Origin of the sequence: Brevundimonas olei (genome assembly GCF_037055245.1) — a bacterium.
Classification (GTDB): Bacteria; Pseudomonadota; Alphaproteobacteria; order Caulobacterales; family Caulobacteraceae; genus Brevundimonas; species Brevundimonas olei.
Window position 1 is genome coordinate 916,101 of sequence record NZ_CP146369.1, and the last position, 25,878, is coordinate 941,978.

General features: G+C 68.5%; 20 protein-coding genes. 10 read left to right on the top strand and 10 right to left on the bottom strand.

All coding sequences use genetic code 11. From position 1 onward, the window contains the following. Positions 1–6: 6 nt before the first annotated feature. The 4 genes from V8J38_RS04430 to V8J38_RS04445 all read left to right on the top strand — a co-directional run bounded on the left by V8J38_RS04430 (position 7) and on the right by V8J38_RS04445 (position 8,445). On the top strand, positions 7–2,997 hold the full coding sequence (locus V8J38_RS04430; RefSeq protein ID WP_338578057.1) for a TonB-dependent receptor domain-containing protein: 2,991 nt from the start codon (positions 7–9) through the stop codon (positions 2,995–2,997). A 100-nt stretch (positions 2,998–3,097) separates the two neighbouring features. Continuing rightward, positions 3,098–4,891, top strand: coding sequence for a DUF885 domain-containing protein (locus tag V8J38_RS04435; protein WP_338578058.1), 1,794 nt, complete (start codon positions 3,098–3,100; stop codon positions 4,889–4,891). 27 nt (positions 4,892–4,918) lie between these two features. Beyond that, complete coding sequence (locus V8J38_RS04440; RefSeq protein WP_338578059.1) at positions 4,919–6,652, top strand: DUF885 domain-containing protein; 1,734 nt, start codon at positions 4,919–4,921, stop codon at positions 6,650–6,652. After that, entirely contained in the window at positions 6,652–8,445 is a 1,794-nt protein-coding gene (locus V8J38_RS04445; RefSeq protein WP_338578060.1) for a DUF885 domain-containing protein, read from the top strand. Before V8J38_RS04440 ends, V8J38_RS04445 begins: the two co-directional genes overlap by 1 nt. 110 nt (positions 8,446–8,555) lie before the next feature. Here the strand turns inward: V8J38_RS04445 and V8J38_RS04450 are convergent, their stop codons facing one another. From V8J38_RS04450 to lspA, 5 genes are all read right to left on the bottom strand, one after another. Beyond that, the gene (locus V8J38_RS04450; protein ID WP_338578061.1) at positions 8,556–10,838 is read right to left on the bottom strand and encodes an ABC transporter permease; all 2,283 of its coding nucleotides are present in this window, start codon (positions 10,836–10,838) and stop codon (positions 8,556–8,558) included. Next, positions 10,835–11,887, bottom strand: a complete 1,053-nt coding sequence (locus tag V8J38_RS04455; protein WP_338578062.1) for an HlyD family secretion protein — start codon at positions 11,885–11,887, stop codon at positions 10,835–10,837. The genes V8J38_RS04450 and V8J38_RS04455 overlap by 4 nt, the downstream gene beginning before the upstream one ends. Beyond that, a complete protein-coding gene (locus V8J38_RS04460; protein ID WP_338578063.1) occupies positions 11,884–13,398 on the bottom strand; it encodes a TolC family protein in 1,515 nt (504 codons plus the stop codon). The genes V8J38_RS04455 and V8J38_RS04460 overlap by 4 nt, the downstream gene beginning before the upstream one ends. Before the next feature lie 138 nt (positions 13,399–13,536). Then, complete coding sequence (locus tag V8J38_RS04465; protein ID WP_291779772.1) at positions 13,537–14,103, bottom strand: DUF3035 domain-containing protein; 567 nt, start codon at positions 14,101–14,103, stop codon at positions 13,537–13,539. Between the two features lie 67 nt (positions 14,104–14,170). Beyond that, a complete protein-coding gene (gene lspA, locus V8J38_RS04470) occupies positions 14,171–14,698 on the bottom strand; it encodes a signal peptidase II (RefSeq protein ID WP_291779776.1) in 528 nt (175 codons plus the stop codon). A 107-nt stretch (positions 14,699–14,805) separates the two neighbouring features. On the opposite strand from lspA, the gene V8J38_RS04475 reads away from it, so the two are divergent. The 3 genes from V8J38_RS04475 to V8J38_RS04485 are packed head-to-tail and all read left to right on the top strand — an operon-like array spanning position 14,806 to position 17,118. Next, entirely contained in the window at positions 14,806–15,675 is an 870-nt protein-coding gene (locus V8J38_RS04475) for a TIGR01459 family HAD-type hydrolase (protein WP_291779779.1), read from the top strand. Positions 15,676–15,714: 39 nt separating this feature from the next. Then, on the top strand, positions 15,715–16,176 hold the full coding sequence (locus tag V8J38_RS04480; RefSeq protein ID WP_291779782.1) for a MaoC family dehydratase: 462 nt from the start codon (positions 15,715–15,717) through the stop codon (positions 16,174–16,176). A 12-nt stretch (positions 16,177–16,188) separates the two neighbouring features. Next, positions 16,189–17,118: a bifunctional riboflavin kinase/FAD synthetase gene (locus tag V8J38_RS04485; RefSeq protein ID WP_338578064.1), complete on the top strand. Its 930-nt coding sequence runs from the start codon at positions 16,189–16,191 to the stop codon at positions 17,116–17,118. A 5-nt stretch (positions 17,119–17,123) separates the two neighbouring features. Here the strand turns inward: V8J38_RS04485 and V8J38_RS04490 are convergent, their stop codons facing one another. Then, entirely contained in the window at positions 17,124–17,690 is a 567-nt protein-coding gene (locus V8J38_RS04490; protein ID WP_338578065.1) for a DUF3828 domain-containing protein, read from the bottom strand. Positions 17,691–17,975: 285 nt separating this feature from the next. On the opposite strand from V8J38_RS04490, the gene ileS reads away from it, so the two are divergent. Next, on the top strand, positions 17,976–20,996 hold the full coding sequence (ileS, locus tag V8J38_RS04495) for an isoleucine--tRNA ligase (RefSeq protein WP_338578066.1): 3,021 nt from the start codon (positions 17,976–17,978) through the stop codon (positions 20,994–20,996). A gap of 214 nt (positions 20,997–21,210) precedes the next feature. Here the strand turns inward: ileS and V8J38_RS04500 are convergent, their stop codons facing one another. Together V8J38_RS04500 and V8J38_RS04505 are read right to left on the bottom strand one after the other, a co-directional pair. Continuing rightward, the gene (locus tag V8J38_RS04500; RefSeq protein WP_338578067.1) at positions 21,211–21,900 is read right to left on the bottom strand and encodes a 2OG-Fe(II) oxygenase; all 690 of its coding nucleotides are present in this window, start codon (positions 21,898–21,900) and stop codon (positions 21,211–21,213) included. 54 nt (positions 21,901–21,954) lie between these two features. Further along, entirely contained in the window at positions 21,955–23,223 is a 1,269-nt protein-coding gene (locus V8J38_RS04505; protein WP_338578068.1) for an EAL domain-containing protein, read from the bottom strand. A gap of 109 nt (positions 23,224–23,332) precedes the next feature. Here V8J38_RS04505 and V8J38_RS04510 point away from each other — a divergent pair, with 109 nt between their 5' ends. Next, on the top strand, positions 23,333–24,103 hold the full coding sequence (locus V8J38_RS04510) for an SDR family NAD(P)-dependent oxidoreductase (protein WP_291779804.1): 771 nt from the start codon (positions 23,333–23,335) through the stop codon (positions 24,101–24,103). 49 nt (positions 24,104–24,152) lie between these two features. Beyond that, the gene (locus V8J38_RS04515) at positions 24,153–25,055 is read left to right on the top strand and encodes a lipid A biosynthesis acyltransferase (protein WP_338578591.1); all 903 of its coding nucleotides are present in this window, start codon (positions 24,153–24,155) and stop codon (positions 25,053–25,055) included. Here the strand turns inward: V8J38_RS04515 and V8J38_RS04520 are convergent. Both V8J38_RS04520 and V8J38_RS04525 read right to left on the bottom strand, forming a co-directional pair. Then, positions 25,052–25,549 carry a response regulator gene (locus tag V8J38_RS04520; protein WP_291779807.1) on the bottom strand — a complete coding sequence of 166 codons (498 nt, stop codon included), beginning with the start codon at positions 25,547–25,549 and terminating at the stop codon, positions 25,052–25,054. The two genes, V8J38_RS04515 and V8J38_RS04520, sit on opposite strands and share 4 nt — an antisense overlap. Positions 25,550–25,607: 58 nt before the next feature. Beyond that, positions 25,608–25,829 carry a DUF2093 domain-containing protein gene (locus tag V8J38_RS04525; protein WP_123154994.1) on the bottom strand — a complete coding sequence of 74 codons (222 nt, stop codon included), beginning with the start codon at positions 25,827–25,829 and terminating at the stop codon, positions 25,608–25,610. Between the last annotated feature and the right edge of the window lie 49 nt (positions 25,830–25,878).

The window sequence follows — 25,878 nt, forward strand, 5'->3', positions numbered from 1 at the left end:
CCTTCGTTGACCTCTCCCAATACGCGTCAGTGTCTGCTGACATCCACTGTTATCGGCGGTGTGGCCGCCCTGACGGCTTTCGCCGCCCAGCCCGCCGCCGCCATGGTTCAGGACGAACCCACCTCGGTCAGCGAGATCGTCGTCACGGGTTCGCGGATCGTCCGTAAGGACTATAATTCGACCAGCCCCATCGTGACCGTCGGCCAGGAAGACCTGCAAGCGACCGGGTCGGTGACGGTCGAAGGCCTGATGAACGACATGCCGCAGTTCATGCCCGGCAACAGCCACGGCTCAGTCAACCCGGGCAACGGCGGTCAGGCCAACCTGAACCTGCGCGGCCTGGGCAGCAACCGGACGCTTGTCCTGATGAATGGTCGCCGCATCGTGCCGTCGAACGCGGACGGCACGGTCGACGTCAACCTGATCCCTGCGGCCCTGATCAAGAACGTCGAAGTCATCTCGGGCGGCGCCTCGGCCACCTATGGTTCGGACGCCCTGGCCGGCGTGGCGAACTTCATTCTGAACGACAGCTTCTCCGGCGTTCAGATCGACGCCCAGTATGGTCAGACGGAACGCGGCGACGGCACGACCGAGAGCTTCACCGTGACGGTGGGCGGCAACCTGGACGACGGTCGCGGCAATGCGGTGCTGTCGATCGGCCGTTCGACCCGTTCGGCGATCATGAGCGATGCGCGCGGCTTCTCGCGCATTTCCGGCCGCAACAGCGTCTCGCCGCTCGGGGTCACGACCTTTGACTCGACGAACCTGCCGAGCCAGGCCTTCATCAACAGCTATCTGAACTGCGCCAACTGCGTCACCCCGACCGGCGAGTTCGGCTACAACACCGACGGTTCGCTGTTCAGCCACGTCGGCGCCTACAACTTCAAGAGCCCCGGCGGCGCCGAATGGGACGCCTATCACGAGCCCGGCGTGGCCTGGGCCTACAACACCGGCGCGACCGGCATGCTCAGCATTCCGCTGGAGCGCTGGAACGCCTTCTCGGCGGTTCGCTACAACCTGACGGACTCGATGGAACTGTACGGCAACGTCCTGTACACCCAGTACAGCTCGGACGTGATCCTGGCGCCGACGCCGATGCCGGGACCGTCGCCGACGTACGGCTTCCGCGTGCCGACGACCAATCCGTTCATCTCGGCCGACCTGCGCGCCTTCCTGGACGCGCGTCCGGATCCGACGGCTTCGTTCGGTCTGAACAAGCGCTTCAACGCCATCGGCGGCCGCCTGGCTGAAGACAGCACCACGGTCTATCAGGTGACGACCGGCGTGCGCGGCGATCTGCCCTTCGGCGACTGGCGCTACGACGTCAGCGCCCAGTACGGCCGCGTCGACAACCAGACGCAGCAATCGGGCAACGTCTCGCGCTCGGCCGTTCAGCGACTGCTGGATGATCCGACCGGCGGCGCCAGCCTGTGCGAAGGCGGCTTCAATCCCTTCGGCCTGACGCAGCTGTCGCAGAGCTGCATCAACTACATCAACCGCAACAGCAAGAACGCCACCCTCAGCGAGCAGAGCGTCGTCGAGGCGACCCTGCAGGGCGGCCTGTTCCAACTGCCGGCCGGTGAAGTCCGCGTCGCCGTGGGCGCCCAGTATCGCGAAGACACCTTCGCCTTCCGTCCCGACGCCGGCCTGTCGCAAAGCAATCCGATCGTCGACCACCTGGGCGCTGACGGCCTGCCTGACGGCGGCAAGATCGGCGGCGTGGAAGTCGCCGGTTTCAATCCGGTTCAACCCCTGACCGGCTCGACCAACTCGACCGAAGTCTTCATCGAGGCCCTGATCCCGGTCCTGGCGGACAAGCCGTTCGTCCAGTCGCTGGATCTGAACCTCGGCTATCGCTACGCCGACTACAGCACCGTCGGCGGGGTTTCGGCCTATAAGGCGGACATCGACTGGGCCGTTGTCGACGGTCTGCGTGTTCGCGGCGGCGTCCAGCGCGCCGTGCGTGCGCCCTCCATCGGCGAACTGTTCGGCAACCGCGACATCAGCTCGCCGCAGATCGGCAGCCCGGTGAACGCCGCAGGTCAGGCCGTCTATGGCGGCGACCCCTGCGACATCCGCGGCGCCTACCGGAACGGGCCGGACGCGGCCAAGGTCCGCGATCTCTGCATCGCCCAGGGCCTGTCGGCGGCCGCTGTCGACAGCTATGTCTTCAACAGCACGCAGATTCAGGGCTTCGTCGGCGGCAACCGCAACCTGAAGGAAGAGACGGCGGACACCTGGACGCTGGGCTTCGTCTATCGTCCGCAGCTGGAGAACCCGCTGTTCTCGCGCCTGTCGACCTCGCTCGACTACTACAGCATCGAGATCACCGACGTGGTCGGCACCATCACGGCCGCGAACCAGCTTCAGGGCTGCTTCAACGCCACGGGCGTGACGAACACCAGCTATGACGTCAACAACGGCTATTGCCAGCTGTTCCGCCGCGACTCCATGACGGGCAATGTGGTGGACAGCCTGGGCCTGCAGCAGAACCTGGCCACGCTGAAGACCTCGGGCGTCGACCTCCAGGTCGACTGGGGCTTCGATCTGGTGGACGCCGGCATGCCCGACTGGGGCGCGCTGAACCTGAATTTCGTGGTCGGCTGGATGGACGCATGGCAGCGTCAGGATGCTGCGGGCGGGCCGTTCAACGAGCGTGCGGGCACCATCGACTCCACCAACGGCTTCACCTTCCCGGAATGGAAGTTCCTGACTTCGGTCAACTATTCCAAGGGGCCGTATGGCGTGGGCCTGCGCTGGCGCCGGGTGGGCGAGATGGATATCTACCGCACCGACAACAAGCTGGATGCGATCAACTACTTTGATCTGCTGGGCACCTGGGAGGTTAACGAACGCGTCGTTCTGCGCGCGGGCGTCAACAACCTGACCGATCAGGACCCGCAGACCTGGTCGCCGGGCATCCAGGCCAATACCGATCCCTCGACCTATGACATCCTGGGACGGCGCTACTTCGTGGGTCTGACGGCTAAGTTCTGACCCCGATCAGGCGCGGCGGCGACGGTTCGGCCATCCTCCTGAGGCCGTCGTCGTCGCGCTTTGAATTCTGAGCGGGACGTATGAGTTGAGGGAACCGAGTATGAGAAGACGTGAACTCCTTCTGGGCGTGGCCGGTGCGGCGGCGCTCAGCATTGCAGCCGCATCGCCCGCTGCGGCTGCATGGCGCCAGACGGACGCGCGCGAGCGGTTCGCGGCGCTGGTCAAGGAGAGCCAGAAGGCGGATGATGCCCTGAATCCGCTGCGCCTGGCGCGACGGGGGCAACGGCCGACCGGCGACGTCTTCATCGACCCTCAGGGCGAGGCCTACGCCCGGCAATTCGGGGCCCAGAAGCGGGCGGAGCTGAACGCGCTGTCGGCTATCGACCGCGCCTCCCTGCCCGAGGGCGATCAGATCGCCTATGATGTCTTCCGCTATCAGGCGGAGAAGGCGGTCGACGAGATCGACAGCGGTCTGCATGCGATCCGCAACAAGGCGCCGCTGAACGCCTCGTTCGGCCTGCACGTCGAATTCCCCGACTATATGACCAGCGCCCAGTTCAAGTCGGTTCAGGACTATGAGCTGGGTCTGGCCCAGCTGGAAGGCTTCACGACCTTCATGAACGACACGGTGAAGCGTCTGGAGCAAGGGATGGCCGAGGGCTATCATCAGCCGAAGATCGTGGTCACCAACGTCCTGGCGCAGGTCGAGGCCTTCCTAGCCCTGCCGGTCGAGGACAATCCCCTCTATGCGCCGGCGACGCGCTTCCCCGACGCGATCGGGGCGGCGGATCGTACGCGGCTGGAGGCGGCCTATCGCAGGGTGGTCCAGGACGGCGCCTATCCGGCCTATGACCAGTGGCGCGTGTTCCTGCGCGATCGTTACCTGCCGACCGCGACCGATGGCGCGGGCCTGTGGGCGATGAAGGACGGCGCGCGCGTCTATGCGGCCGACCTGGTCCGCCACACCACGACCACCATGAGCGCCGAGGAGATCCACCGTCTGGGCGTGTCGGAAGTGGCCCGTATCCGGGCCGAGATGGAGGAGTCGCGCAAGGCGGCGGGCTTCACCGGCGATCTGCCAGCCTTCTTCGAACATATCCGCACGGAGCCGAGCTTCTACTACACCGAGCCGAAAGACCTGATCGATCACTTCGAGCGGATCGAGGCCAAGGTCTGGCAGCGGATGCCCGAACTGTTCTCACGCCGCCCGCGCGCCGAGTTCGAGGTCCGTCCGCTGCCGGCGCTGGGGGACCAGCGCGGCACGGGCTATTACCGCTCGGGCCCGCCGGACGCTTCGGAGCCCGGCGTGCTCTATTTCAACATGGCGATGCTGAACACGCGCCCCATCCCGACGCTGGAGACCCTGGCGCTGCACGAAGGCGTGCCGGGCCACCACTATCAGTCGTCCTTGGTGCAGGAAGACGAAAGCCTGCCGGATCTGCTGCGTTTCCGCCTGGCGCCGGCGACCGCCTATACCGAGGGCTGGGGGCTTTATGCGGAGTCTCTGGGCAAGGACTTGGGCCTGTTCACCGACCCCTATCAGTGGTTCGGCCATCTCGACATGGAGATGCTGCGCGCCGTGCGTCTGGTGGTCGACACCGGGCTTCACGCCCTGCGGTGGGAACGTCAGCAGGCCATCGACTACATGCTGGCCAACACCTCGATGGCGCAACGCGACGTGGTGGTCGAAATCGATCGCTACATCACCAACGCCGGTCAGGCCTGCGCCTATAAGGTGGGCGAGCTGAAGCTTCAGGAACTGCGCGGCCGGGCGACCCAGAAGCTGGGCGACCGGTTCGACATCCGCCATTTCCACGATCAGGTGCTGGACACCGGCGCTCTGCCGCTGGACGTGCTGGAAGCCAAGATCGACCGCTGGCTGGCCGCCGCCTAAGCGGGCGGGACTGAAGGGGAGCAGGGCATGAACAGACGGCAGATGCTGACGGCTGCGGCGGGAACGGCTGCTCTGGCGGCCGCGTCTGCGGCTGCGGCGTTCGACAATGCGGACGGTCGGCTGGCGACCCTGTTGGAGCGGCACGCCCGCTCCCTTCAGGCGTTCGACGGAGGAAGCGAGGCGGATCCGCTGGGCGACCGCTCCGTCGCCGGACGGGCCCGTTTCAGGGCTGAGAACACGCAAAGGATCGCCGAGCTTCAGGGCGTCGATCGCGCGGCCCTGTCGCCCGCCGCCCGCATCGACCGCGATACAGCGGCCTTCGTCTATGGCGTTCTGGATGATCATCTGGCGCGGCCGGGGACCGTGGATCTTGATCTTCGCCCCAGCCCCTATGTCGTCAGCCAGATGAACGGCGCCTACTACTGGTCGCCGCCGCGTATCGGGGGGCGGGCGATCAAGGGACGGGACGTCTATCTGGACGGCCTCGCCGCCCTGGCGCGCGGCATCGAGCAGGAGAGCGAACGCATCGTCCACGACGCGGCTCAGGGCGTCATTCCGCCGGACTTCATTCTGGCGATGACAGCGGCGCAGGTCAGGGCCCTGCGCGACAGCGCGCCGGAGGCCAATCCCGTCCTGGCTCCGGCGTACCACTCCGACGAAGCCCTGGGCGAGGAAGGGGCCGCCCTGTTCCGCAGGATCGTAGCCCCCGCGCTGGACCGTCAGGCGCTGGCGCTGGACGCCCTTGTCGGGCGCGCGTCGGACAAGGCCGGGGTCTGGGCGCAGCCGGACGGCGAGGCGCTCTATGCCTCATCGCTGTACGCCAACATCACCATCCGGCGGGCGCCGGGCGAGCTGCATCGTCAGGGTCTGGAGTGGGTGGCGGCCCTGTCGGCCGAGATCGACGCTGATCTGAAGCGACTGGGTATGAGCCAGGGCTCGGTCGGCGAGCGTATCGCCGCCCTGAACGTCGACCCGCGCTTCCTGCAGCCGAACACCGATGCCGGGCGGGTCGAGGTTCATCGTCAGGCCGAAGCCTATCTGGCGGCGTCGCGGGCGCGGGCGTCGCGGGCCTTCACCCATCTGGTCGACACGCCGGTCGAGGTTCGCCGCATGTCGACGGCCACCGAGGACAGCTCTCCCGTCGCCTTCTACAACGGGCCGTCGGGCGGAATGTCGGGCGCGGTTCTGCTGAACCTGAAGACGCCCAGCGATCTGCCGTCCTGGCGCCTGCCCACCTTGATCCATCACGAAGGCGTGCCGGGCCATCACTCTCAGGCGGCGGTGCTGGACGAGGTCGGCGGCCTGTCGGCTTTCCGGCGCGCGGCGCGCTTCTCCGCGTGGACCGAGGGCTGGGCCCTTTACGCCGAAGCCATGTCTGACGAGATCGGCGCCTATGAGGCCGACCCCTACGGCCGTATCGGCTATCTGCAGGCGCAGCTCTGGCGCGCCGGCCGCGTGGTGGTCGACACCGGCCTGCACCACGAGCGCTGGGATCGCGAACAGGCCGTCGCCTATATGGTCGACACCGTCGGCGAACTGCGCGGACCGACCGAGCGGGAAGTGAACCGCTACTGCGTCTACCCTGGGCAGGCCTGCTGCTTCATGGTCGGAAAGCAACAGATCGTCGCCTCGCGCGAGGCGGCGAGACAGGCCATGGGCGGTCGTTTCCGTCTGGGCGACTATAACGATCTTGTACTGCGTTCCGGCCCCTTGCCGATGGAAGTCCTGGACGCCCTTGTTCAGCAATGGAGCGCCGCCTGATGCGTCGTCGTGATCTCCTGGTCGGCGCTGCGGCGCTCGGCATGGCTTCCCCTCTGGCGGCCTGCGCTACGGGCGCCGTTTCGACCGTTTCGCCCGGCGCGGCGAAGGGCGGCGGGGCCGACGACGCCCGCCTTGCCGCCATGCTCGAACGCCACGCCCAGGCCCTGCGCGCCGAGGAAGGGGGCGGCGACCGCCTGGCCGACTATTCGCTGGCGGCCCGCGCTCGCCACGGACAGGCGACGGCGCAGCGGCTGGCTGAACTGGGCGCGGTGAACCGCGCGGCGCTCTCGGCCGCCGCAGCGCTGGACTACGACACGGCCCGCTTCGTCTATGAGGCGATGGCCGACCAGTACGGCCGTTACGGCTTCTCGGACATCAATCTTCGGCCCAGCCCCTATGTCGTCAGCCAGATGAACGGCGCCTACTACTGGCTGCCGGACGGCATCGGCGGTCGCTCGCCGATGAAGAACGCGGCCGACGCCGACCGCTATCTCGACAAGCTGAACCAGTTCGCCGTCGCCCTGGATCAGGAGACCGAACAGATCCGCCACGACGCGGGGCTCGGCGTCATCCCGCCCGACTTCATTCTCGCCAAGACCTTGACCCAGATTGCGGCTCTTCGTGAGTCCTCGCCGACGGGCAATGCGCTGACGGCGCCCGCGCTGGAGCGAGCGCGCGAAGCCGGGATCGCCGGTCTGGACACGCGCGCGGCGGCGATCTTCGCCGAGCGGATCCGACCCGCCCTGCAGCGCCAGAGCGAAGCCCTGGCCGCCTTGCAGCCTCGCACCGACGCTCGCGCCGGCGTGTGGGCCAAGCCGGACGGAGAAGCCTATTACGCCTCCGCGCTTCATTCCAACACCACCGCCAGCTATGCGCCGGGCGAACTGCATCAGCTGGGCCTGTCATGGGTCGCCGAACTCTCGGCCGAAATCGACCGGCTGCTGAGAGCCGAGGGTCTGACGGAGGGGGAAGTCGGCGCCCGCATGGCCGCCCTGGATCGCGACCCGCGCTTCCTCAAGCCGGATACGGAAGCCGGGCGTCAGGAAATCATCGACTACGCCAACCAGCGCCTGAACCGCGTCAAGGGGCTGCTGTCGCGCGGGTTCACTGTGACCCCGGATCGGCCGGTGGAGGTGCGTCGCGTCTCGCCCGCCATCCAGAACGGCGCGCCCGGCGGTTTCTACAGCGCCAGCAGCGATCCCGCTCAGCCGTCGATTATCTACATCAACCTGCGCTCGGTCGAGGAAAACGCCCTGTGGCGCATTCCCACGCTCCTCCACCACGAAGGCGTGCCGGGGCACCATTTCCAGGATAGCGTCCTGCAGGCAGCCGGCGAGCTGTCGCTGTTCCGGCGGACGGTCCGTTTCTCGGCCTGGACGGAAGGCTGGGCGCTCTACGCCGAGCAGCTCGCCGACGAGATCGGCGCCTTCGAAGGCGATCCGGTCGGTCGGATCGGCTATCTGCAGGGGCAGCTTTTCAGGGCCTGCCGCGTGGTCGTCGACACGGGGATTCACCATGCCCGCTGGACGCGTGAACAGGCGATCGACTGGATGGTGACCCATGCCGGCGAGCATCGCGACGCCGCCGAGCGCGAGATCGACCGTTACTGCGTCTATCCCGGTCAGGCCTGCAGCTTCATGGTCGGCAAGCAGCAGATCGCAGCCTCGCGCGAAGAGGCAAGGCGCCGGCTTGGGGCGCGGTTCGACTTGCGCCAATATAATGATTTCGTCCTGGCTTCCGGGCCGCTTCCCATGGATGTCCTGGCCGAGGCCGTGCGTTTGAGGGTGGCCTAATCAAGCAGCGCGCCCGAGACTGACTCGTCGCGGGGCGCTCATGCGTATTACAGGTCTAGTCTTCCACCAGGCCGCGCCGGAGACGACCTGGGTAGCCGTGAGCTGAGCCTTCAGGTGCGGCGGCGTTCGTCGCCGCGCCACAGCCACAGGCCGCCGAAGATCAGGGCGAGGGCGACCAGCGTCAAAGCCTGGGGCGCGACTTCGGCCAGGCCGGCGCCCATGGCGTTCATCCGCACGAAGGCCTGAACCGCCGCGGTCGAGGGCGACAGATGCGCCAGCCAGACCAAGGCTTGCGGCATCATGAAGTGCGGCCAGGCTGCGCCCGCCAGGAAGAACAGCGGCGCCGAGGTTCCGACCAGCACCTGCAACACCCGCTCGTGCCGGTCGAACAGTCCGCCCAGCAGCAGGCCCAGCGCCGCAACCCCGGCGGCGAAGACCGGCGCCAGCAGGATCACCCCGGCCAGGTCGCCCGCGCGCGGATAGTCCTGAAACCAGAAGACGAAGCCGAAATAGAACAGGCAGGACGCCGTGCCGATCGTCGTCAGCGCCAGCCACAGACCCAGCCGGGCGCTGCGCCGCATGGGGGACGCGCCGGTCTCGCGACGCAGGGCGGCGATGACGCCCGCGCCCAGCAGCAGGGTCTGTTGCAGGATGATCAGGCTGACGGCGGGCACGGCGTAGTCGCCATAGCCCTCGGTCGGGTTGAACAGGGATTCCTGTTTCAGGCTCGGCGCCAGTCGGGCCGCGCGGGCGGCCTCGGGCAGGCCCTCCAGCCGCGTCTCGGCGACATGGGCGGCGGCCGCCGCGACCGCCTTGCCGACCGAGGTGACGCGGACCAGATAGCCGCCGTTCAGCCAGACGGCCACGCCGTCGGGCGCGCCGCGCGCCAGGTCGGCCTCGAACCGCTCGGGCAGGATGACGACGCCGTCGACCACACCGCGCTGCATCAGGTCCGACGCCTCGGCGGTGGAGGGGATGACGGCGGCGACCTCGATCGCATGGGAGGCGTTCAGGTCTTCGACCAGCGCGCGAGTCAGGGCGCTCTGCGTCGGCGTCACCACGGCGACCGGCAGGCCCGTCGCCGCCTGTCCGGCATAGGCGGCCGGATAGTAGAAGGCGTAGAGAACGACAGCGAGGATCAGCAGGCTGCTGACCGGCCGGGCGCGCGGCAGGTTGCGGAAGGTCGCGATGCAGGCGGCGCCGACGCCCTGTTCGGGCAGGGGAAAGGCCAGCGCTTCGGCCTTGGGAGCGCGCCGGGCGCGCAGGCGGATCAGCACGGCGGCCAGGATCAGGGCGATCAGGGTGACGGCGCTCAGGATCGCCAGATCGCGCCAGGCCCCGCCGGTCGCCGCACCGGTCACCATCTGTCCGGTCTGCAGCCGCAGATAGTGGGTGTAGGGCAGGATGTCGCTCCAGATCCGGGCGAAGCGCGGCCCGTGATCCAGCGGCAGGGTGCCGTTCGAGAAGGCGATGGCCGCGCCCGAATAGATGGCGGTGGCCGAAAACGCCATGTCGACGTCCCCCAGCAGGGCGACCAGCAGGGCCGACAGGGCGACGCTGACCGCCATCAGGGCTGCCACGCCCAGCATCAGCAGGGGCAGCGACCCGGCCACGCCCCAGCCTCTGATCCCGCACAGCCAGCCGATCCAGGCCAGGCCCCACAGGGTGAAGATGACGAAGTGCGGCGTCAGCCGCCCGATCAGGGCCGCCGTGCTCCGTCCGCCGGTCTGCGCTCTGAACATCTGGAAAGAGCCGCCCTGCATCAGTCGTCCGACCGCCAGCACCGCTGAACAGGCCGCCAGCAGGTGCAGTACGCCTGGCGCCAGCAGGCCGCCGAGGAACAGCTCGAAACTCAGCTGCGGATTGCCGATGATCGACACCTGGACGGCGGGCGGCTCCAGCGCCGTGGCCGGCAGGCCCATCTGGCGCGCCCGCTCCTCCAGCCGGGGCGCGGCGGCCGAGGCGATGGCCGAGGACTGGCCCAGGGCCGACAGGGCGCCGACGGTCTGGAAGGCGCCGTTGAACGACACCGTCACCTGCTCCGGGCGGCGAAAGGCGCCTTCGCTGAAGCCTGGGGGGAAGTGGGCGATGCTGTAGACCTCGCCGCGCCGCATCAGAGCCACGGCCTCGTCCACCGTCGCCGGGGCGCGGGCCACGCGCACGCCGGGGCTGGCCTCCATGTTGCGGATGGCCGCGCGGCTGAAGGCGGAGTCATCCTGATCCACCACGGCGACCGGGGCCTGGCGGATGACGCCGGGGGCCAGCATGGCCGCGATCACCGCCAGCAGGATCAGCGGCAGGCCGAAGGCGACGAAGGCGTCCCACGGGCGGGTCGCCAGCCGCCGCGTCTCGTCCTGAACGGCCGCGAGGAAGACGGCCGCGCCGCCCTTCATCGCGACGACCAGTCGAACAGGACGCTCATGCCTGGCCGCAGACCCTCGATCGGCCGGGCGGGCTTGGCCTTCACCTGAAAGCTGCGCACGTCATAGCCGCGGGACTGGCGGGTCGAGCGCCAGGTGGCGAACTCGCCCTGGGGGCTGATGGCGGTGACGCGGAAGGCGGCGCCCTTGATCCCCAGCGCGGGCACGTCGCCGCGCACGGCGGCGCCGATCTTCAGGTCGCGGAACTGGTCCTCGCGCACGCTGAAGGCGACCCAGGGATCGGCCGTGTCGACGATGGTGAAGACCGGCACCCCCGTCAGCACCAGTTCGCCGACATTGGCGAAGCGTTCGGACACCTCGCCGCCGTGGGGGGCGGTCAGGCGGGTCTCGCCCTGCAGGCTCTCGACCTCGGCGACGGCGGCGCGGGCGCCGCTGACGTTGGCGTCGGCGACCGACTTCTCCTGCGGCCGGGTTCCGGCCAGGGCCTTCAGATACTGCTGGCGGGCGGCCTCGGTCTGGGAGGCGGTGGCGGCGCGAGCGGCGACGGCCTCGTCGCGGCGCTGGGCCGAGATGACGCCCTCGGCGAACAGGGTCTCGGCCCGGCGCGCGGTCTGGTCGGCCAGGCGGGCGGTGGCCTGGGAGGCGCGCCAGACGGACTCGACCGTCCGGACGTCCTCGGCGCGGGCGCCCTCGCGGCTCATGGACTGGATGGCCTCGGTCGACTGCAGCAGGGCGCGGGCCTGGGCGTCCTTGGCCTCGACCTCGGGGCTGCTCATCAGGGCCAGCTCCTGCCCCGCCTTCACCTGATCGCCCTCGGCGGCCAGGAAGCGTTCGACGCGGCTGGGCACCTTGGTGGCGACGGTGAAGGTCTCGGCCTCGACCATGCCCTGGACCTGATCCGGCGCCGGACGGGCGGCCAGGAACAGGCCCACGACGATGAAGGCGATCAGCAGGACCACGCCCGCCGCGACGATCAGGGGCAGGGGCGACCGGCGCGGTTTCGGCGGGGGCGCTTCGGCCGGCTGGGGCGGCGTATAGGCCGAGGAAGGCGTCTCGCTCATGGGGCGCTGATCCGGTCGTCGCGTTGCAGATAGTCGTTCAAGGTCTGGTCGCTTCCCGCCGCCGCCAGCAGGGCCGACAGGCTGAGGTCGTATTCATAGGCCGCCGCCGCCCGTTGCAGCCGCGCCGTACCCAGCAGGTTGCGGGCGTCGATGACCGAGGCGGCGGTCGCCTCGCCCTCGCGGAAGCCGACCTCCTGAACGCGCAGGTTTTCGCGCGCGGCCGCCAGACTGCTGTCCATGGTCAGGAACTGCCGCCGCGCCAGCTCGACCTGGTTGTAGGCGCGCGTGACCAGCAGGCGGGCGTCGTCGCGGGCCTGGCGCTCGACCTCGCCGGCGGCCGAGGCCTGGGCGCGGGCGGCGCCGAGCATCCGACGCCGATCCAGCGACGACATCAGGGTGTAGCGGGCGCCCAGCCCAAAGGCCCAGTCCGGCTCGGTCGGCAGGGCGTCGTCCGGGTTCATGTTGTAGGTTCCGAAGGCGTAGACCGACGGCTTCATCCGCGAGGCCGCGAGATCCGCCCCGGCCTCGGCCAGATCGCGCCCGGCCTGGGCCTGAACGATGCGCGAATTCGACTGGCCCGCGCTGTCCAGGAAGACGGAGGCGGGGCCGACCGGGTCGCGATTGACGAACAGGGGCGTGGTCGGGGTCACGCCCGCCTCGACGTCGGCGACGCGCGCCAGGGAGGCGACGGCGTTCTCATGCTCCAGTTCGGCGCGGTTGACCTGGCGCTGGGCGGCGTCGCGGGCGACCTCGACCTGAAGGGTCTGGGCGCGGCTGAGCATCCCTTCCTCCTCCATGCGCCGAGCGTTGTGCAGGTGCAGGTCGAACCCGTCGCGGGTCTCCAGCGCGATCTTCAGCGCCTCGGCGGCCAGCACCTGGCCGAAATAGGCGCGGGCCAGGTTGACGCTCTCCAGGTTCAGGGCCTCCTGCCGCCGGGCCTCGGCCAGGTCGACGTTGGCCGCCGCCGCGCGCCGCAGGGCGGGGATGGCCCCGCCGGTGTAGATAGGCTGGAGCGCCGTGACCGTCGGGCGGAAGGTGGTGTCGTCCACCTGCAGCCGGATGTCGTGGGGCAGGGCGGCGAAGATCTCCGGCAGGGTGGCCTCAAGCCGCTGGCCCACCGCGTTCAGCACGTCGCCCGGCACGCCCGGCAGGTCCGATATCAGGCCGGGGATGGCGGCGCCGAGGTCGGACTGGGCGCGGTCCAGCGCGTCCGACAGCGACAGGTCGAAGGTCTTGCGATAGCGGATCAGCTGGGCGTCCAGCGACACCGTGGGCCGGTTCAGTCCGGCGGCGACCTGGGCCTGGGCCTCGGCGGCCTGGACTCCGTAGCCGGCGGCGCGCCCGAGGCTGGAGGTGGTGCGCAGCCGCGCCTCGGCTTCGGCGTAGGTCAGGGGCGTGCGCGACGTCTCCTGGGCGGCGGTAGGATGAACCTGCGCCATGACGGATGTCGCGCCCAGGGTCAGGACGCCCGCAGCCAGGGCTCCGCGCCATCCGATCCAAGCCCTAGCCATCGCTTCAACCCCGCAATCAGCCGTGAACAACGATCCTGAAGCACGGCCGTTGCGTCAAGCAAGCCGCGCCAATTGCAAAAGGCGCGCCCGCCGTGACGAACGCGCCTTTCGATTGAAGACGAAGGTTTCCGGCTGCGCCTAGAGACCCGGCAGCTTGAACCGGCTGTCGCGACGCGGCGCGATGGTGATGCCTTCGCGGCCGCCGGTCAGAGCTTCCAGGCGGGCGTGCTCGCTGGAGGCGTCAATGGTCTTGGCGCCTTCCGAGGTCTGGCTGACCGTCGCGGCCTGACTGGCCGGATCGTCCTTGCGCCAGAACATGATGCGGTTGGCCCAGCTTTCTTCCTTGTGCGCCAGGCCGCCGAACTCGTCGTCGACGACATAGCGGGCCAGGGGGTCGGCGCGGTCGGCGCCGGCCTCGGCGGCCAGGACCTGTTCGCCGGGGGTGCGGGTCACCGCCTGGCGCTGGCCCAGCAGAATCTGACGGGCGGCGCTTTCAGGCGCCAGCTCCTGCGGGCGCGGGGCGCCGGGCGAAGGCGGGGTCAGGCCGTATTCCGGCGGCACCACCAGGGGGGCGCTGGCCACGGTGACGAATTCGTCCGGCACGACCTTGGTCAGGCCGATGCTCTGCTTCATCGATCCGCAGGCGCTCAGGCTGAGGGCCGCGCCGGCGGCCAGGGTCACGATCAGGACGGGACGGTTACGCATGGGTCGTTCGGCTCCGGGAGGCGCGCCGCACGGGCGCAGGCTCGGGTCGATAGTTAAGGGGGTGTGATTACGACTTTTCGTGGGCCGCGCCAACTGTCGAACGGCGCTCGGACAGGAAGCTGTCCAGGATCAGCAGCACGACGCCGACGGTGATGCCGCTGTCGGCGATGTTGAAGATCCAGGGAAACAGGCCCGTGCCGGAAAAGTCGAGAAAGTCGACCACGCCGCCGAAACGGATGCGGTCGACGACGTTGCCGATGGCGCCGCCCATGACCAGGCCGATGGCGGCGATCAGCAGGCGGCGATCGGCCCGCGTCGCCCACCAGGCCAGCAGCCCGGCCACGACGACGGAGAAGACGCTCAGAATCCAACGCCCCGCGCCGCCGCCGAACAGGCCGAAGCTGACCCCGGTGTTCAGCACATAGGTCAGGTTGAACACCGGCGGCGCGACCTCGGCGATGCGATAGCCGTCGGGGATATTGGAGATATGGGCGGCGTCGATGGCCCCCAGCACCCAGGCCTTGGTCAGTTGGTCCAGGATGATGACGGCCAGGGCGATGCCGTAGGCGCCGAGCGCGAGACGGGAAATCTTCATGCCGAGCGAGTTAGCAGGAAGACGTTCGGCGGCGAAGAGGGAAAGCGAAGAGGCGCGGATCGTCCGCACGGCCTTTCCCCCCGGTTTTCCCCCGCTATAAGCGGGGCATGACCCTGCCTCATCCGCTGCCCCGCCTGTCCGCCGTCGCCGACGACTACGACATCCTGCTCTGCGACGTCTGGGGCGTGATCCACAACGGCCGCGAAAGCTGGCCGGCGGCCTGCGAGGCCCTGACGAAGTTCAATGAGAAGGGCGGCCATGTCGTCCTGATCTCCAACTCGCCGCGCCCGTCGCCGGACGTGGTGGCGCAGCTGGACGCCCTGGGCGTGCCGCGCAGCGCCTGGAAGGCCTTCGTCACCTCGGGCGACGCCACCCGCATGGAATTGGCGCGCCGCGCGCCCGGACCGGCCTGGATCATCGGGCCGGATCGCGACTTCGTCCTCTATGAAGGCCTGGACCTGACCAGCGCCCACGATGCCGGCGACGCGGCCTTCATCTCCGTCACCGGCCCTTATGACGACACGACCGAGACGCCCGAGGACTATCGCGAGCGGTTGACGCCCGCCGTCGCGCGCGGGCTGGAGCTGATCTGCGCCAACCCCGACCGCATCGTCCAGCGCGGCGATTCCATCATCTACTGCGGCGGCGCCATCGCCGATCTGTATGAGTCGATGGGCGGACGCGTGGTCATGGCGGGCAAGCCTTTCGCGCCCATCTACGCCCTGGCGCTGAAGGAGGCCGAGGGTCTGATGGGCCGCGCGGTCGATCGTTCGCGCGTCCTGTGCATCGGCGACGGCGTGGTCACGGATGTGCTGGGCGCCGCCGAACAGGCGCTGGACTGTCTGTTCATCGCCCAGGGCATTCACGGCGACGCCGCCAAGGGCCCGGACGGGGCCCTCGATCCTGCCCGCGCGGCCGAACTGCTCCGCGCCGAGACGACCTTCGCCCGCTACGCCGCTCTGGAACTGACGTGGTGAGTCTCGCCATTTCGTCGCACCTGCCTTAAAGGGCCGCTCATGGTTGATCTGGTCCAAGCGCACCCGTCGGGCGGTTACATCCTCGACGAACTCCACGTCGGCATGGCCGCCGAGAAGACGGTTCACGTCACGGAGGAGCGGATTCGTCTGTTCGCCGAGGCCTCCGACGACTTCAATCCGGTGCATCTGGATGAGGCCTTCGCCGCCAAGACGGCCTATCGCGGCCGCATCGCCCACGGCCTGCTGTCGGCGGCCTTCGGCTCGGCGGTGGTGGGGACGATCCTGCCGGGGGCGGGCTCGATCTACATCTCCCAGACGCTGGCCTTCCACTTCCCGGTGCGGATCGGCGACACGGTGCGGATCGTCATCACCGTCATCGGCCTGGACCATGACAGCGCGCGCGGCGAGCTGCGCTGCGAAGGCTTTGTCGAGGACAAGCTGATCATGGACGGCGTGGCCGTCGTGCGCGTGCCGCGCCGCCGCAAGCCTTCGGCCCGCTGAAGGCCGCCTGAAGTGGTCGAGGTCATTCGCGACTGGCGCGGCCTGACGGACGCGCAGAAGGGGGCGGCTGTCGCCGTCGGCGCTTTCGACGGCGTGCATCGCGGCCATCAGGCGGTCATCGCCTCGGCGCGTGGGGCGGCCGAGCGCCTGGGCGTTCCCCTGGCCGTCGTCAGCTTCGACCCTCATCCGCGCCGCCTGTTCCAACCCGAGGCCGCGCCCTTTCGTCTGATGACGCCGGACCAGATGGCCCGCGCCCTGGCGCCGCTGGGCGTCGATCGCCTGTACCTGCTGCCGTTCGATCGCGAGATGGCGGGCATGACGGACGAGGAATTCGCCCGCCGCGTCCTGTCCGAAGGCCTCGGGATCGTCCACGCCGCCGTCGGCTTCGACTTCACCTTCGGCAAGGGCCGCTCCGGCTCGCCCGCCTTGCTGCAGGCTTATGGCGAGACGCTGGGCTTCGGCGTCTCGGTCACCGACCGCATCGACGACGCCTCAGGGCTCAAGCTTTCGTCCAGCGCCGTGCGCGAGGCGCTGAAGGCGGGCGACATGGACCGCGCCGCCGCCATCCTGGGCCGCCCCTTCGCCATTCAGGGCGAGGTGATCCACGGCGACAAGCGCGGCCGCACCATCGGCACGCCCACCGCCAACATCGCCATGGGCGAGTATATGCGCCCGGCCTATGGGGTCTACGCGACCCGCACCCGCCTGCCCGACGGCCGGGTGGTCAAGGGCGTCGCCAATCTGGGCGTGCGTCCGATGTTCGAGGTCGAAGAGCCCCTGCTCGAAGTCTGGCTGCTGGACTTCGACGAGAGCCTCTACGGTGAGGTGTTGGAGACCGAGCTGATCGCCTTCCTGCGCGGCGAGATGAAGTTCGACGGCCTGGACGCGCTCAAGGTCCAGATCGACGCGGATGCAGAGGCGGCGAGGGCCGTGCTGGCCTGAGGCCCCTAGCCCGGCGCCTTTTCGGCGATGGCCATCAGGTCGTCGTGCAGCGACTTGCCCTTGTCGTCGATGATGTCGGCGATGCGCCACATCGGGCCTTCCTTCAGCAGTTTCAGCGTCCGGCGCCGGTCCTCGCCGTGGTTGGTGAAGACGACCTCGGCCGTGGCCGCGCGCGGACCGTCCGGCGTCATCGTCACCGTTTTCAGCGCGAAGCCGTCGATGTCCTGACAGGCGCAGATCGGATCGTGGTCGAGGTAGGGGGCGCTGTTCGTGCGCTTGGCTTCGCGGTCGTCGACGCCGATCAGGGCGTTCATGGTGCGCGAATAGAGCGGGTCACGGCCGGGGGTGATGGTCGCCTCGGCCGGGGCGGGCGTATCGCGCGGCTCGCTGACGCGGGCGTAGAGGGCGCGCACGAAGGCCTCGGCGTCCTTTTCGCCCGCGGCGTAGACGGCGGCGCGGCCGGTCAGGGCGGGGGCGGCCTTCTCTGCCGCCGCAGGCGTGCTCGTCGGTTCTGAGCAGGCGGCCGCCGTCAGGGCCAACGCCGCTGCCGTCGCCAGGGCTTGAACACGCATCTGATCGTCTCCCCATCTGTTCGTCTGGACTATGGCGCAGGGGACGCCGGGTCTGCTAGAGCCTTCCCATCATGACCGTTCGCGTGATCCGCCCGATTTCGATTAGCCGCCCGGCGTAGCGCTGCAGGGCTGCAAGCCCCGCGCACGTCGGGATTTCTCGAAACATTCCGCCGAGACGACGCCGCCTTGAGCCATCAGGGCATGGGCCGTCCGGCGCCTTCACGCTAGACTGACGCTCGACGCCGCTTCCAAGCGGCCGCGCGCGACAAGACGAAAAGACATTCCATGGCCGACGCCGACACCCAGACCCCTTCCGGCCGCGACTATCGCGACACCGTCTTCCTGCCCGAGACGCCGTTCCCGATGCGTGGCGGCCTGCCCAAGAAGGAGCCGGAAATCCTGGAGCAGTGGGGCGACCTTTATGGCCGCCTGCGCGCCATCCGTCAGGAGCAGAAGGCGCCGCTCTATGTGCTGCACGACGGCCCGCCCTACGCCAACGGCGACATCCACATCGGCCACGCCCTGAACAAGACGCTGAAGGACTTCGTGGTCCGCTCGCGCTTCCTGCTGGGTTATGACGTCGACTACGTGCCGGGCTGGGACTGCCACGGCCTGCCCATCGAGTGGAAGATCGAGGAGGAATTCCGCAAGAAGGGCCGCCGCAAGGACGAGGTGTCGAAGGAAGAGTTCCGCACCGCCTGCCGCGAATACGCCGGCAAATACATCGATCTGCAGCGCGACCAGTTCCTACGTCTGGGCGTCACCGGCGACTTCGCCAACCGCTACGCCACCATGGACTTCACGTCCGAGGCGGCCATCGTCGCTGAGTTCCACAAGTTCAAGAACTCGGGCCAGCTGTATCGCGGCTCCAAGCCGGTGATGTGGTCGCCCGTCGAGCGCACGGCCCTGGCCGACGCGGAAGTCGAGTATCACGACCACGTCTCCCCCACGATCTGGGTCAAGTTCCCGGTGGTCGGCGCGACCGACAGCCACCCGGACGACCTGCTGGCCTTCCGCACGGCGACGCCCGCGATCGTGATCTGGACGACCACGCCGTGGACCATCCCGGCCAACCGCGCGATCAGCTACGGCCCCGAGATCAACTACGGCCTGTATGAGGTCACGGCCCTTGAGGAAGGGCTGGACTATGAGCCCTGGGCCAAGCCGGGCGATCGTTTCATCATCGCCGACAAACTGGCCGAGGATGTGTTCAAGGCCGCCAAGATCGCCGCCTGGACGCGCGTCTACGACATCGATCCGTCGGGTCTGGAGTGCGCCCACCCGCTGGCGGCGCTGGACAGCGGCTACGGCTTCTCCGTGCCGCTGCTGGCGGGCGATCACGTCACCGACGATGCGGGCACCGGCTTCGTCCACACGGCGCCGGGCCACGGCGCGGACGACTACAATGTCTGGCTGGCCCACGGTCATCGCGAGGTGCCGGACACGGTCGATCCCGACGGCGCCTACTACGACCACGTCCCCCTGTTCGCCGGCCTCAAGGTGCTTGAGACCGAGGGCAAGAAGACCGGCAAGTTCGGTCCCGCCAACGGCGCGGTGATGGACAAGCTGATCGAGGCCGGCAACCTGCTGGCGCGCGGCCGGATGGAGCATTCCTATCCGCACTCGTGGCGCTCCAAGGCGCCGATCATCTTCCGCAATACGCCGCAATGGTTCATCCGCATGGACGAGCCGCTGGAGGACGGCGACACCCTGCGCGACCGGGCGCTGAACGCCATCGACGCCACCGCCTTCCACCCGGCGGCGGGCAAGAATCGCATCCGCTCCATGGTCGAGGGCCGCCCCGACTGGCTGATCAGCCGTCAGCGCGCCTGGGGCACGCCCCTGGCCATGTTCGTCGACAAGCAGACCGGCCAGCCCCTGCACGATCCCGAGGTCGACGCCCGCATCGTCAAGGCCGTGGCCCAGGGGGGCGCCGACGTCTGGTTCTCGGCGCCCGACGCCGACTTCCTGGGCGCGCATGATCCGGAACGGTTCGAGAAGGTCACGGACATCCTCGACGTCTGGTTCGACAGCGGCTCGACGCACGCCTTCACCCTGGACCCGCACACGGCCGAGAGCGGCTATACGGGCGACCGCCCGTCGCACTGGCCCGCCGACCTCTATCTGGAAGGCTCGGACCAGCACCGCGGCTGGTTCCAGTCGTCGCTGCTGGAAGGCTGCGGCACGCGCGGCCGGGCGCCGTTCAACGCCGTCCTGACCCACGGCTTCACCCTGGATGAAAACGGGGAGAAGATGTCGAAGTCGCGGGGCAACACTACCGACCCCCTGACCATCATCAAGGAGTCGGGCGCCGACATCCTGCGCCTGTGGGTGGCCCTGGTCGACTATTCGGACGACCAGCGCATCGGCAAGCAGATCCTGCAAACCACGGTCGACGCCTATCGCAAGCTGAGGAACACCGTCCGCTATCTGCTGGGCGCGCTGAACGGCTTTGATGAGGCCGAGCGCCTGACGGACTATGATCAGTTCCCGCCGCTGGAGAAGTTCATCCTGCACCGCCTGTGGGAGCTGGATGGCCAGGTGCGTCAGGCCTACGAGGAATACCGCTTCCAGGACGTGGTGCGGCCGGTGCTGGAGTTCTGCTCGGGCGACCTGTCGGCGCTATATTTCGACGTGCGCAAGGACAGCCTCTATTGCGACCGTCCCGACAGCATCAAGCGCCGCGCCGTCCGCACGGTGATGGACGAGGTGTTCAGCCGCCTGACCGCCTGGCTGGCCCCGCTGACGCCCTTCACCATGGACGAGGCCTGGACCACGCGCTTCCCCGACGCGGGCACCAACTGCGCGCGGGTGATCCCCGAAACGCCGGGCCAGTGGGAAAACGCGGCCGAGGCGGCGCGCTGGGCGAGCGTCTCTGAGGTCATCGACTGCGTCAACACCGCATTGGAAAACGCCCGAACCAAGCGGGAGATCGGTGGCGCGCTTGACGCCTTGGTTGAGGTAACCACCTCTGACGACCACCGCGAGGCCTTTAAAGGTCTTGATGCGGCAGAAGTGTTCCGAACCAGCTTAGCTACTTTCGAACGGGAAACCGCAGTCTCAAGCCTGGACGTACCGGTAGAGACCAATGAGCAACTTCAACAACGGATCGATGAGCAGGCTCGCGGCTTAGTTTATGATCATCACACTGCGGTAGCCTTCGTGCGCATCGTTCCACTGACCGATAAGCCCAAGTGCGCCCGCTCTTGGCGCCGTGTGCCGGACGTCGGCTCCGACGCCGACTACCCCGAGTTGTCGGCCCGCGACGCTGACGCCGTGCGGTGGCTGGACGCGCGCAAGGCGTAAAAGAGATCAGGCCCCTCCGTTCGCCGGAGGGGCCTTTTTCTTCCTTCTCCCCTTGTGGGAGAAGGTGGCAGGCGAAGCCTGACGGATGAGGGGTGTGTGCGCCGTGATCCGCGTGGCTGTCGCGGCGTCTGAACCGCCAGAACGTCAAACGTCGCGCCGACACCCCTCATCCGAGCGCCTCCGGCGCCCACCTTCTCCCACAAGGGGAGAAGGATCAGGCGGCGTCGTGGAAGATCAGCCCCAGCGTCATTCGCCTGCCCTTGCGCACCGTGCTGACGCCGTGGCGCATCTGGACGCGGTAGTCGCCGCGTGTTCCGGCGACGGGACGTTCTCTCACGGCGAAGATGACCGCCTGCCCCTGTTTCAGCGGCACGACATGGGCCTGTGACTGCGAGCGGGGCTTCTGCTCGACCAGAACGAATTCTCCACCTTCGAATTCCGCCGGATCGCTCAGCAGGGTGGCGGCCTGCAGCGGGAAGACCAGATCGCCGTACAGATCCTGATGCAGCCGATTGTAGTCGCCGGGACCGTAACGCAGCATCAGCGAGGTCGGCCGCGTCTGGCCCGCCGCGCGGCAGCGGGCGGTCAGCTCTTCCAGTTGCGCCGGAAAACCCGGCCGTCCCAGCCGCGCCGCCCAGTCGTCAGCGACCGGCGCCAGACCTTCGTAGAGCCGCGCCCGCAGCCGGGGCAGGGGATCGGGCAGGGGTTCGGCGAAATACTGATACTCGCCCTGACCGAAGCCGTGGCGCTGCATGACGATGCGGCTGCGGAACCGCTCGGGCTGGTCGTAGAGGGTCTGCAGGGCCTCGCAGGTCGCGGGCGTCAGCAGGGGGCCGGTCATGGCCCAGCCCTGGGCGTTCAGGTCGGCGGCGATGCGGGGCCAGTCGAGGGCGGCGTCGGTCATGCCGCCATCAGAGCGCGCGGCGGCCCGGTTGTCTGGCGGTTTTCGGCCGCGGGCCTAGAGGCGCACCCTCTGCTCGGCCGATTTCAGCGTCGAGCGGACGAAGTCGGCGGGCGGGTCGGTCTCGGCCAGGACGGCTTCCTTGATGGCGCGGGGCTCGCCGAACAGGTGGCCCTGGCCCATGGCGATATCCAGTTCGAGGATGTCGACGACCTGTTTCTCGCTCTCGACCTTTTCAGCGATCAGCTCGAGGCCGTGACGGCGGGTCAGGGGGGCGAAGTCGCCGGCGCGGATGTCCGGCTGGCTGGGAAGGGGAGCGGCGCCGTCTAGATCCAGCAGTTGCTCGATCAGCAGATCGGCGGCCACCTTGATGAAGCGCACGTCCGAGCGTTGCAGGTCGGCGAAGTCCAGGTCCAGCGTCTGCACCTTGTCGATGGAGAAGCGGAAGCCCAGGTCGGCCAGCTTGGCCATGTTGCGCGCTTCGACGGCGCCGCGCGCGTCGAACGTCGCCTGACCCAGTTCGAAGATCAGGGCGTCCTTCAGGTCGCGGTTCTGGCTCAGGAAGTCGAGGAACTGCGGGAAGAAGGTCTCGTCGCCCAGAGACGCCAGCGAGATGTTGCAGAAGACCCCGACCTTGCGGTCCTGCCCGGCCAGACGGCGCACGATCTGGGCGCAGCGGAACAGCAGCAGGTTGTCGATGGCGGGCAGCAGGCCTTCGCCTTCGGCCACCGACAGGTACTCGGCGGGCATCATCACCCGGTTGGACGGGTCGCGCAGGCGGGTGAAGCTCTCATAATAGACCGTCCGCCGCTGGGGCAGGGTCACGACGGGCTGAAGATACAGGTCGACGCGGTTCTCGCTGAGGGCGTCGTGAACGGTTTTCAGCAGGGTGTTCGACTGGACCTGACGACGGCCCTCGAAGGTGTCGGCGGTCAGGGTGGAGGCGGCCAGCCGTTCCTCGATCGAAGCGCTCATCTGCTGGACCAGGCCTTCCAGCATCCGCACCTCGCCGGTCAGGGCGTCGGTGCGCGACAGGGCGCCGGTCTCGATGGCCTGGGCCAGTTCGGTCAGGGCGCCTTGGGTCGACTCCATCGCATCGGCCAGCAGGCGGTGGGCCTCGCGCACCTTGCCGATCTCCAGACGCAGGGCGCGGCGGTCGGCCATGCCGGTGACGATGGCGTGGACGCCGGCCATGATCCCCAGCGCGCCCAGCACCCCGGCCGCGCCCGCGCCGCCGCCCAGACCGGCGCGCCAGATCGCCGCCCCGATGGTCAGGGCGAGGAACAGGTAGCCGAAGAAGAGGAAGCCGCCGGTGATCTTTCGCATGGGGCCGGTCAGAACCGCCTTTCCCTATAGAATCGATCAAGTATCACGTTAACGAAGGCTAACGGCTAGGGTCCGCGCGGATAAACGGGCGGCAAAAGGAGGTTAACGCATGGAATTGTTCGATCTGAGCGGCAAGGTCGCCATCATAACCGGCTCTTCCAAGGGCATCGGCAAGGCGATCGCCGAGCGTCTGGCCGAGCACGGCGCCCGCGTCGTCATCTCCTCGCGCAAGGCCGGGCCGTGCGAAGAGGTCGCCGTCGCCATCAATGACAAGCACGGCGAGGGCCGCGCCATCGCCATTCCCGCCAACATCGCCTCAAAGGAAGACCTGCAGCGGCTGGTGGACGATACCCGCACCGCCTTCGGTCAGATCGACATTCTGGTCTGCAACGCCGCGACCAATCCCTACGCCGGGCCGATGGCGGGCATCAGCGACGAGCAGTTCGAAAAGATCCTTCAGAACAACGTCATCTCCAACCACTGGCTGATCGGCATGGTCGCGCCGGAGATGGTCGAACGGAAGGATGGAGCGATCCTGCTGATCTCCTCCATCGGCGGGCTTCGCGGAAACGCTTTGATCGGCGCCTACAACATCTCCAAGGCCGCCGACATGCAGTTGGCGCGCAATCTGGCGGTGGAGTTCGGGCCGTCGAACGTGCGGGTGAACTGCATCGCGCCGGGCCTGGTCCAGACCGATTTCGCCCGCTACCTGTGGGAGAACCCCGAGCTGCTGAAGACCGTCACCGACCCCGCGCCGCTGAAAAGGATCGGCCAGCCGGATGAAATCGCGGGCACGGCGGTCTATCTGTGCAGCCCTGCGTCGGCCTATGTGACCGGCCAGACCCTGGTGGTGGACGGCGGACTGACGATTGCCTGGTGAGAACAACAAATCGCGCTCAAGCAGCCCGAAGGGCGATAGCGCCGCCAAACTGGGGCAGGATATCGTCTGGCGGCTGGAGGCGGCAGCGTTCAGCGGGCTGTTCGGCTTCCTGCGCCTGCTGGGCGTCGAACGGGCCTCGGGTTTCGGAGGCAAACTGCTGCGGACGCTGGGGCCGCTGACCGGCACGCACAGGACGGTGACGCGCAATCTGAGGATCGCCTTTCCCGACATGGACGCCGCCGAGCGCGACCGTCTGGCGGTGGAGCAATGGGAGCAGACGGGGCGCACCTTCGCCGAGCTGGCGGTGATGGATCGACTGACGCCGGAGAGCGGGCGGATCGACATCGTCGGGCTGGAGCGGCTTCACGCCGTGCGCGACAGCGGCCGTCCGGTCGTGCTGATCTCGGGCCATCTGGCCAATTTCGAGGTCATGGCGGCGGTCATCATGTCGGCGGGCGTGCCGTGCCAGGTGACCTATCGCGCGGCCAACAACCCCTATGTCGACGCCCTGATCCGCCAGAGCCGCGAGCGCTACGGCATCAAACTGTTCGCGCCCAAGGGCGACGGCACGCGCGAGCTGATGGCGGGGATGAAGCGCGGCGAGTCCATCGCCCTGCTGGTCGATCAGAAATACAGCCAGGGGCCGGAGGTCGAATTCTTCGGCCAGCCGGTCAACGCCTCGCCCGGCGCGGCGCGCATGGCGCTGAAGTTCGGCACGGTGATGCAGCCGCTGTCGGTGGTGCGCCTGCCCGGCGTGCGTTTCCGCGTGACGGCGCACGAGCCGATCGCCGTGCCCGACACGGGCGACAAGGCGGCGGACGTGCTGGCGGGCGTTCAGGCGGCCAACCGCTTCGTCGAGGACCGGGTGCGCGAGCATCCGGTCGACTGGTTCTGGGTGCACAAACGCTGGCCGCCTCAGGTCTATGAGGCGCTGCGGGCGTCGGACGCCTAATCCAGCACGCCGTCGTCGGCGCGGCGGAAGGGACCGGCGTAGCCTTCGGTTCGGGTGCGGCGACGATCCGGGCCGAAATAGCTGGGCGAGCGCACGAACGGGCGGGGGCGCAGGATCACCGCTTCGAGACGCGTCAGCAGGGTCTGGGCCTTCACCGGCTTGGCCACGAATTCGGTGACGCCCGCGTCGCGCGCCTCGGTCACGCGGCTTTTCTCGGAATGGCCGGTCATCATGATGACCGGCAGGTAGGGATTGGGACTGTCGGCCTGGCTACGGACGGCGCGGGTGAAGGCCACCCCGTCCATCGGCTTCATGCGGAAGTCGACGATGGCGATGTCGACGGCCTCCCGACGCAACAGCTCCAACCCGTCGGCGCCGTCCTCGGCCTCGGTCAGGCGGCCGACGCCGACGGATTTGAGCATGGCGGCGACGATGGCGCGCATATTGGGATTGTCGTCGACCAGCAGGACGTGGATCGAACTCAGGGCGGACATCTCAGGACACCGGAAAACAGGAACGCCGGAGGCCGTCCGGCGCGACACGAGAATGGGCTCAGCGCCCGGCGGCCGCCAGATACTCGCCCGGCCCGGCGTAGGCCTCCTGCCGCTCTACTGACCAATAGCGCAGGGCCGTCAGGGGAATGGCGGCGCCGCTGACGGCGCAGCGCACGAAGGCGCCGGCCGACAGGACGGCGAATTCGCCGTCGCCGTAGTGCAGGCTGGCGGTCTGACCCGCCGCCTGGCCTGGGTCCTGGGGAGAGGATTGCGTGCTCATGAGGCCATCATAGCGTGAAGCCTGTGCGGGACGAGAGGCGAATCGCCGT

Coding starts and splice junctions, on each gene's coding strand:
- ileS (WP_338578066.1), top strand. CDS start 17,976: ATGGCCGACGCCGACACCCAGACCCCTTCCGGCCGCGACTATCGCGAC.
- V8J38_RS04465 (WP_291779772.1), bottom strand. CDS start 14,103: ATGCGTAACCGTCCCGTCCTGATCGTGACCCTGGCCGCCGGCGCGGCC.
- V8J38_RS04490 (WP_338578065.1), bottom strand. CDS start 17,690: ATGCGTGTTCAAGCCCTGGCGACGGCAGCGGCGTTGGCCCTGACGGCG.
- V8J38_RS04510 (WP_291779804.1), top strand. CDS start 23,333: ATGGAATTGTTCGATCTGAGCGGCAAGGTCGCCATCATAACCGGCTCT.
- V8J38_RS04445 (WP_338578060.1), top strand. CDS start 6,652: ATGCGTCGTCGTGATCTCCTGGTCGGCGCTGCGGCGCTCGGCATGGCT.
- V8J38_RS04450 (WP_338578061.1), bottom strand. CDS start 10,838: ATGAAGGGCGGCGCGGCCGTCTTCCTCGCGGCCGTTCAGGACGAGACG.
- lspA (WP_291779776.1), bottom strand. CDS start 14,698: ATGAAGATTTCCCGTCTCGCGCTCGGCGCCTACGGCATCGCCCTGGCC.
- V8J38_RS04455 (WP_338578062.1), bottom strand. CDS start 11,887: ATGAGCGAGACGCCTTCCTCGGCCTATACGCCGCCCCAGCCGGCCGAA.
- V8J38_RS04435 (WP_338578058.1), top strand. CDS start 3,098: ATGAGAAGACGTGAACTCCTTCTGGGCGTGGCCGGTGCGGCGGCGCTC.
- V8J38_RS04500 (WP_338578067.1), bottom strand. CDS start 21,900: ATGACCGACGCCGCCCTCGACTGGCCCCGCATCGCCGCCGACCTGAAC.
- V8J38_RS04505 (WP_338578068.1), bottom strand. CDS start 23,223: ATGCGAAAGATCACCGGCGGCTTCCTCTTCTTCGGCTACCTGTTCCTC.
- V8J38_RS04440 (WP_338578059.1), top strand. CDS start 4,919: ATGAACAGACGGCAGATGCTGACGGCTGCGGCGGGAACGGCTGCTCTG.
- V8J38_RS04460 (WP_338578063.1), bottom strand. CDS start 13,398: ATGGCTAGGGCTTGGATCGGATGGCGCGGAGCCCTGGCTGCGGGCGTC.
- V8J38_RS04475 (WP_291779779.1), top strand. CDS start 14,806: ATGACCCTGCCTCATCCGCTGCCCCGCCTGTCCGCCGTCGCCGACGAC.
- V8J38_RS04480 (WP_291779782.1), top strand. CDS start 15,715: ATGGTTGATCTGGTCCAAGCGCACCCGTCGGGCGGTTACATCCTCGAC.
- V8J38_RS04520 (WP_291779807.1), bottom strand. CDS start 25,549: ATGTCCGCCCTGAGTTCGATCCACGTCCTGCTGGTCGACGACAATCCC.
- V8J38_RS04525 (WP_123154994.1), bottom strand. CDS start 25,829: ATGAGCACGCAATCCTCTCCCCAGGACCCAGGCCAGGCGGCGGGTCAG.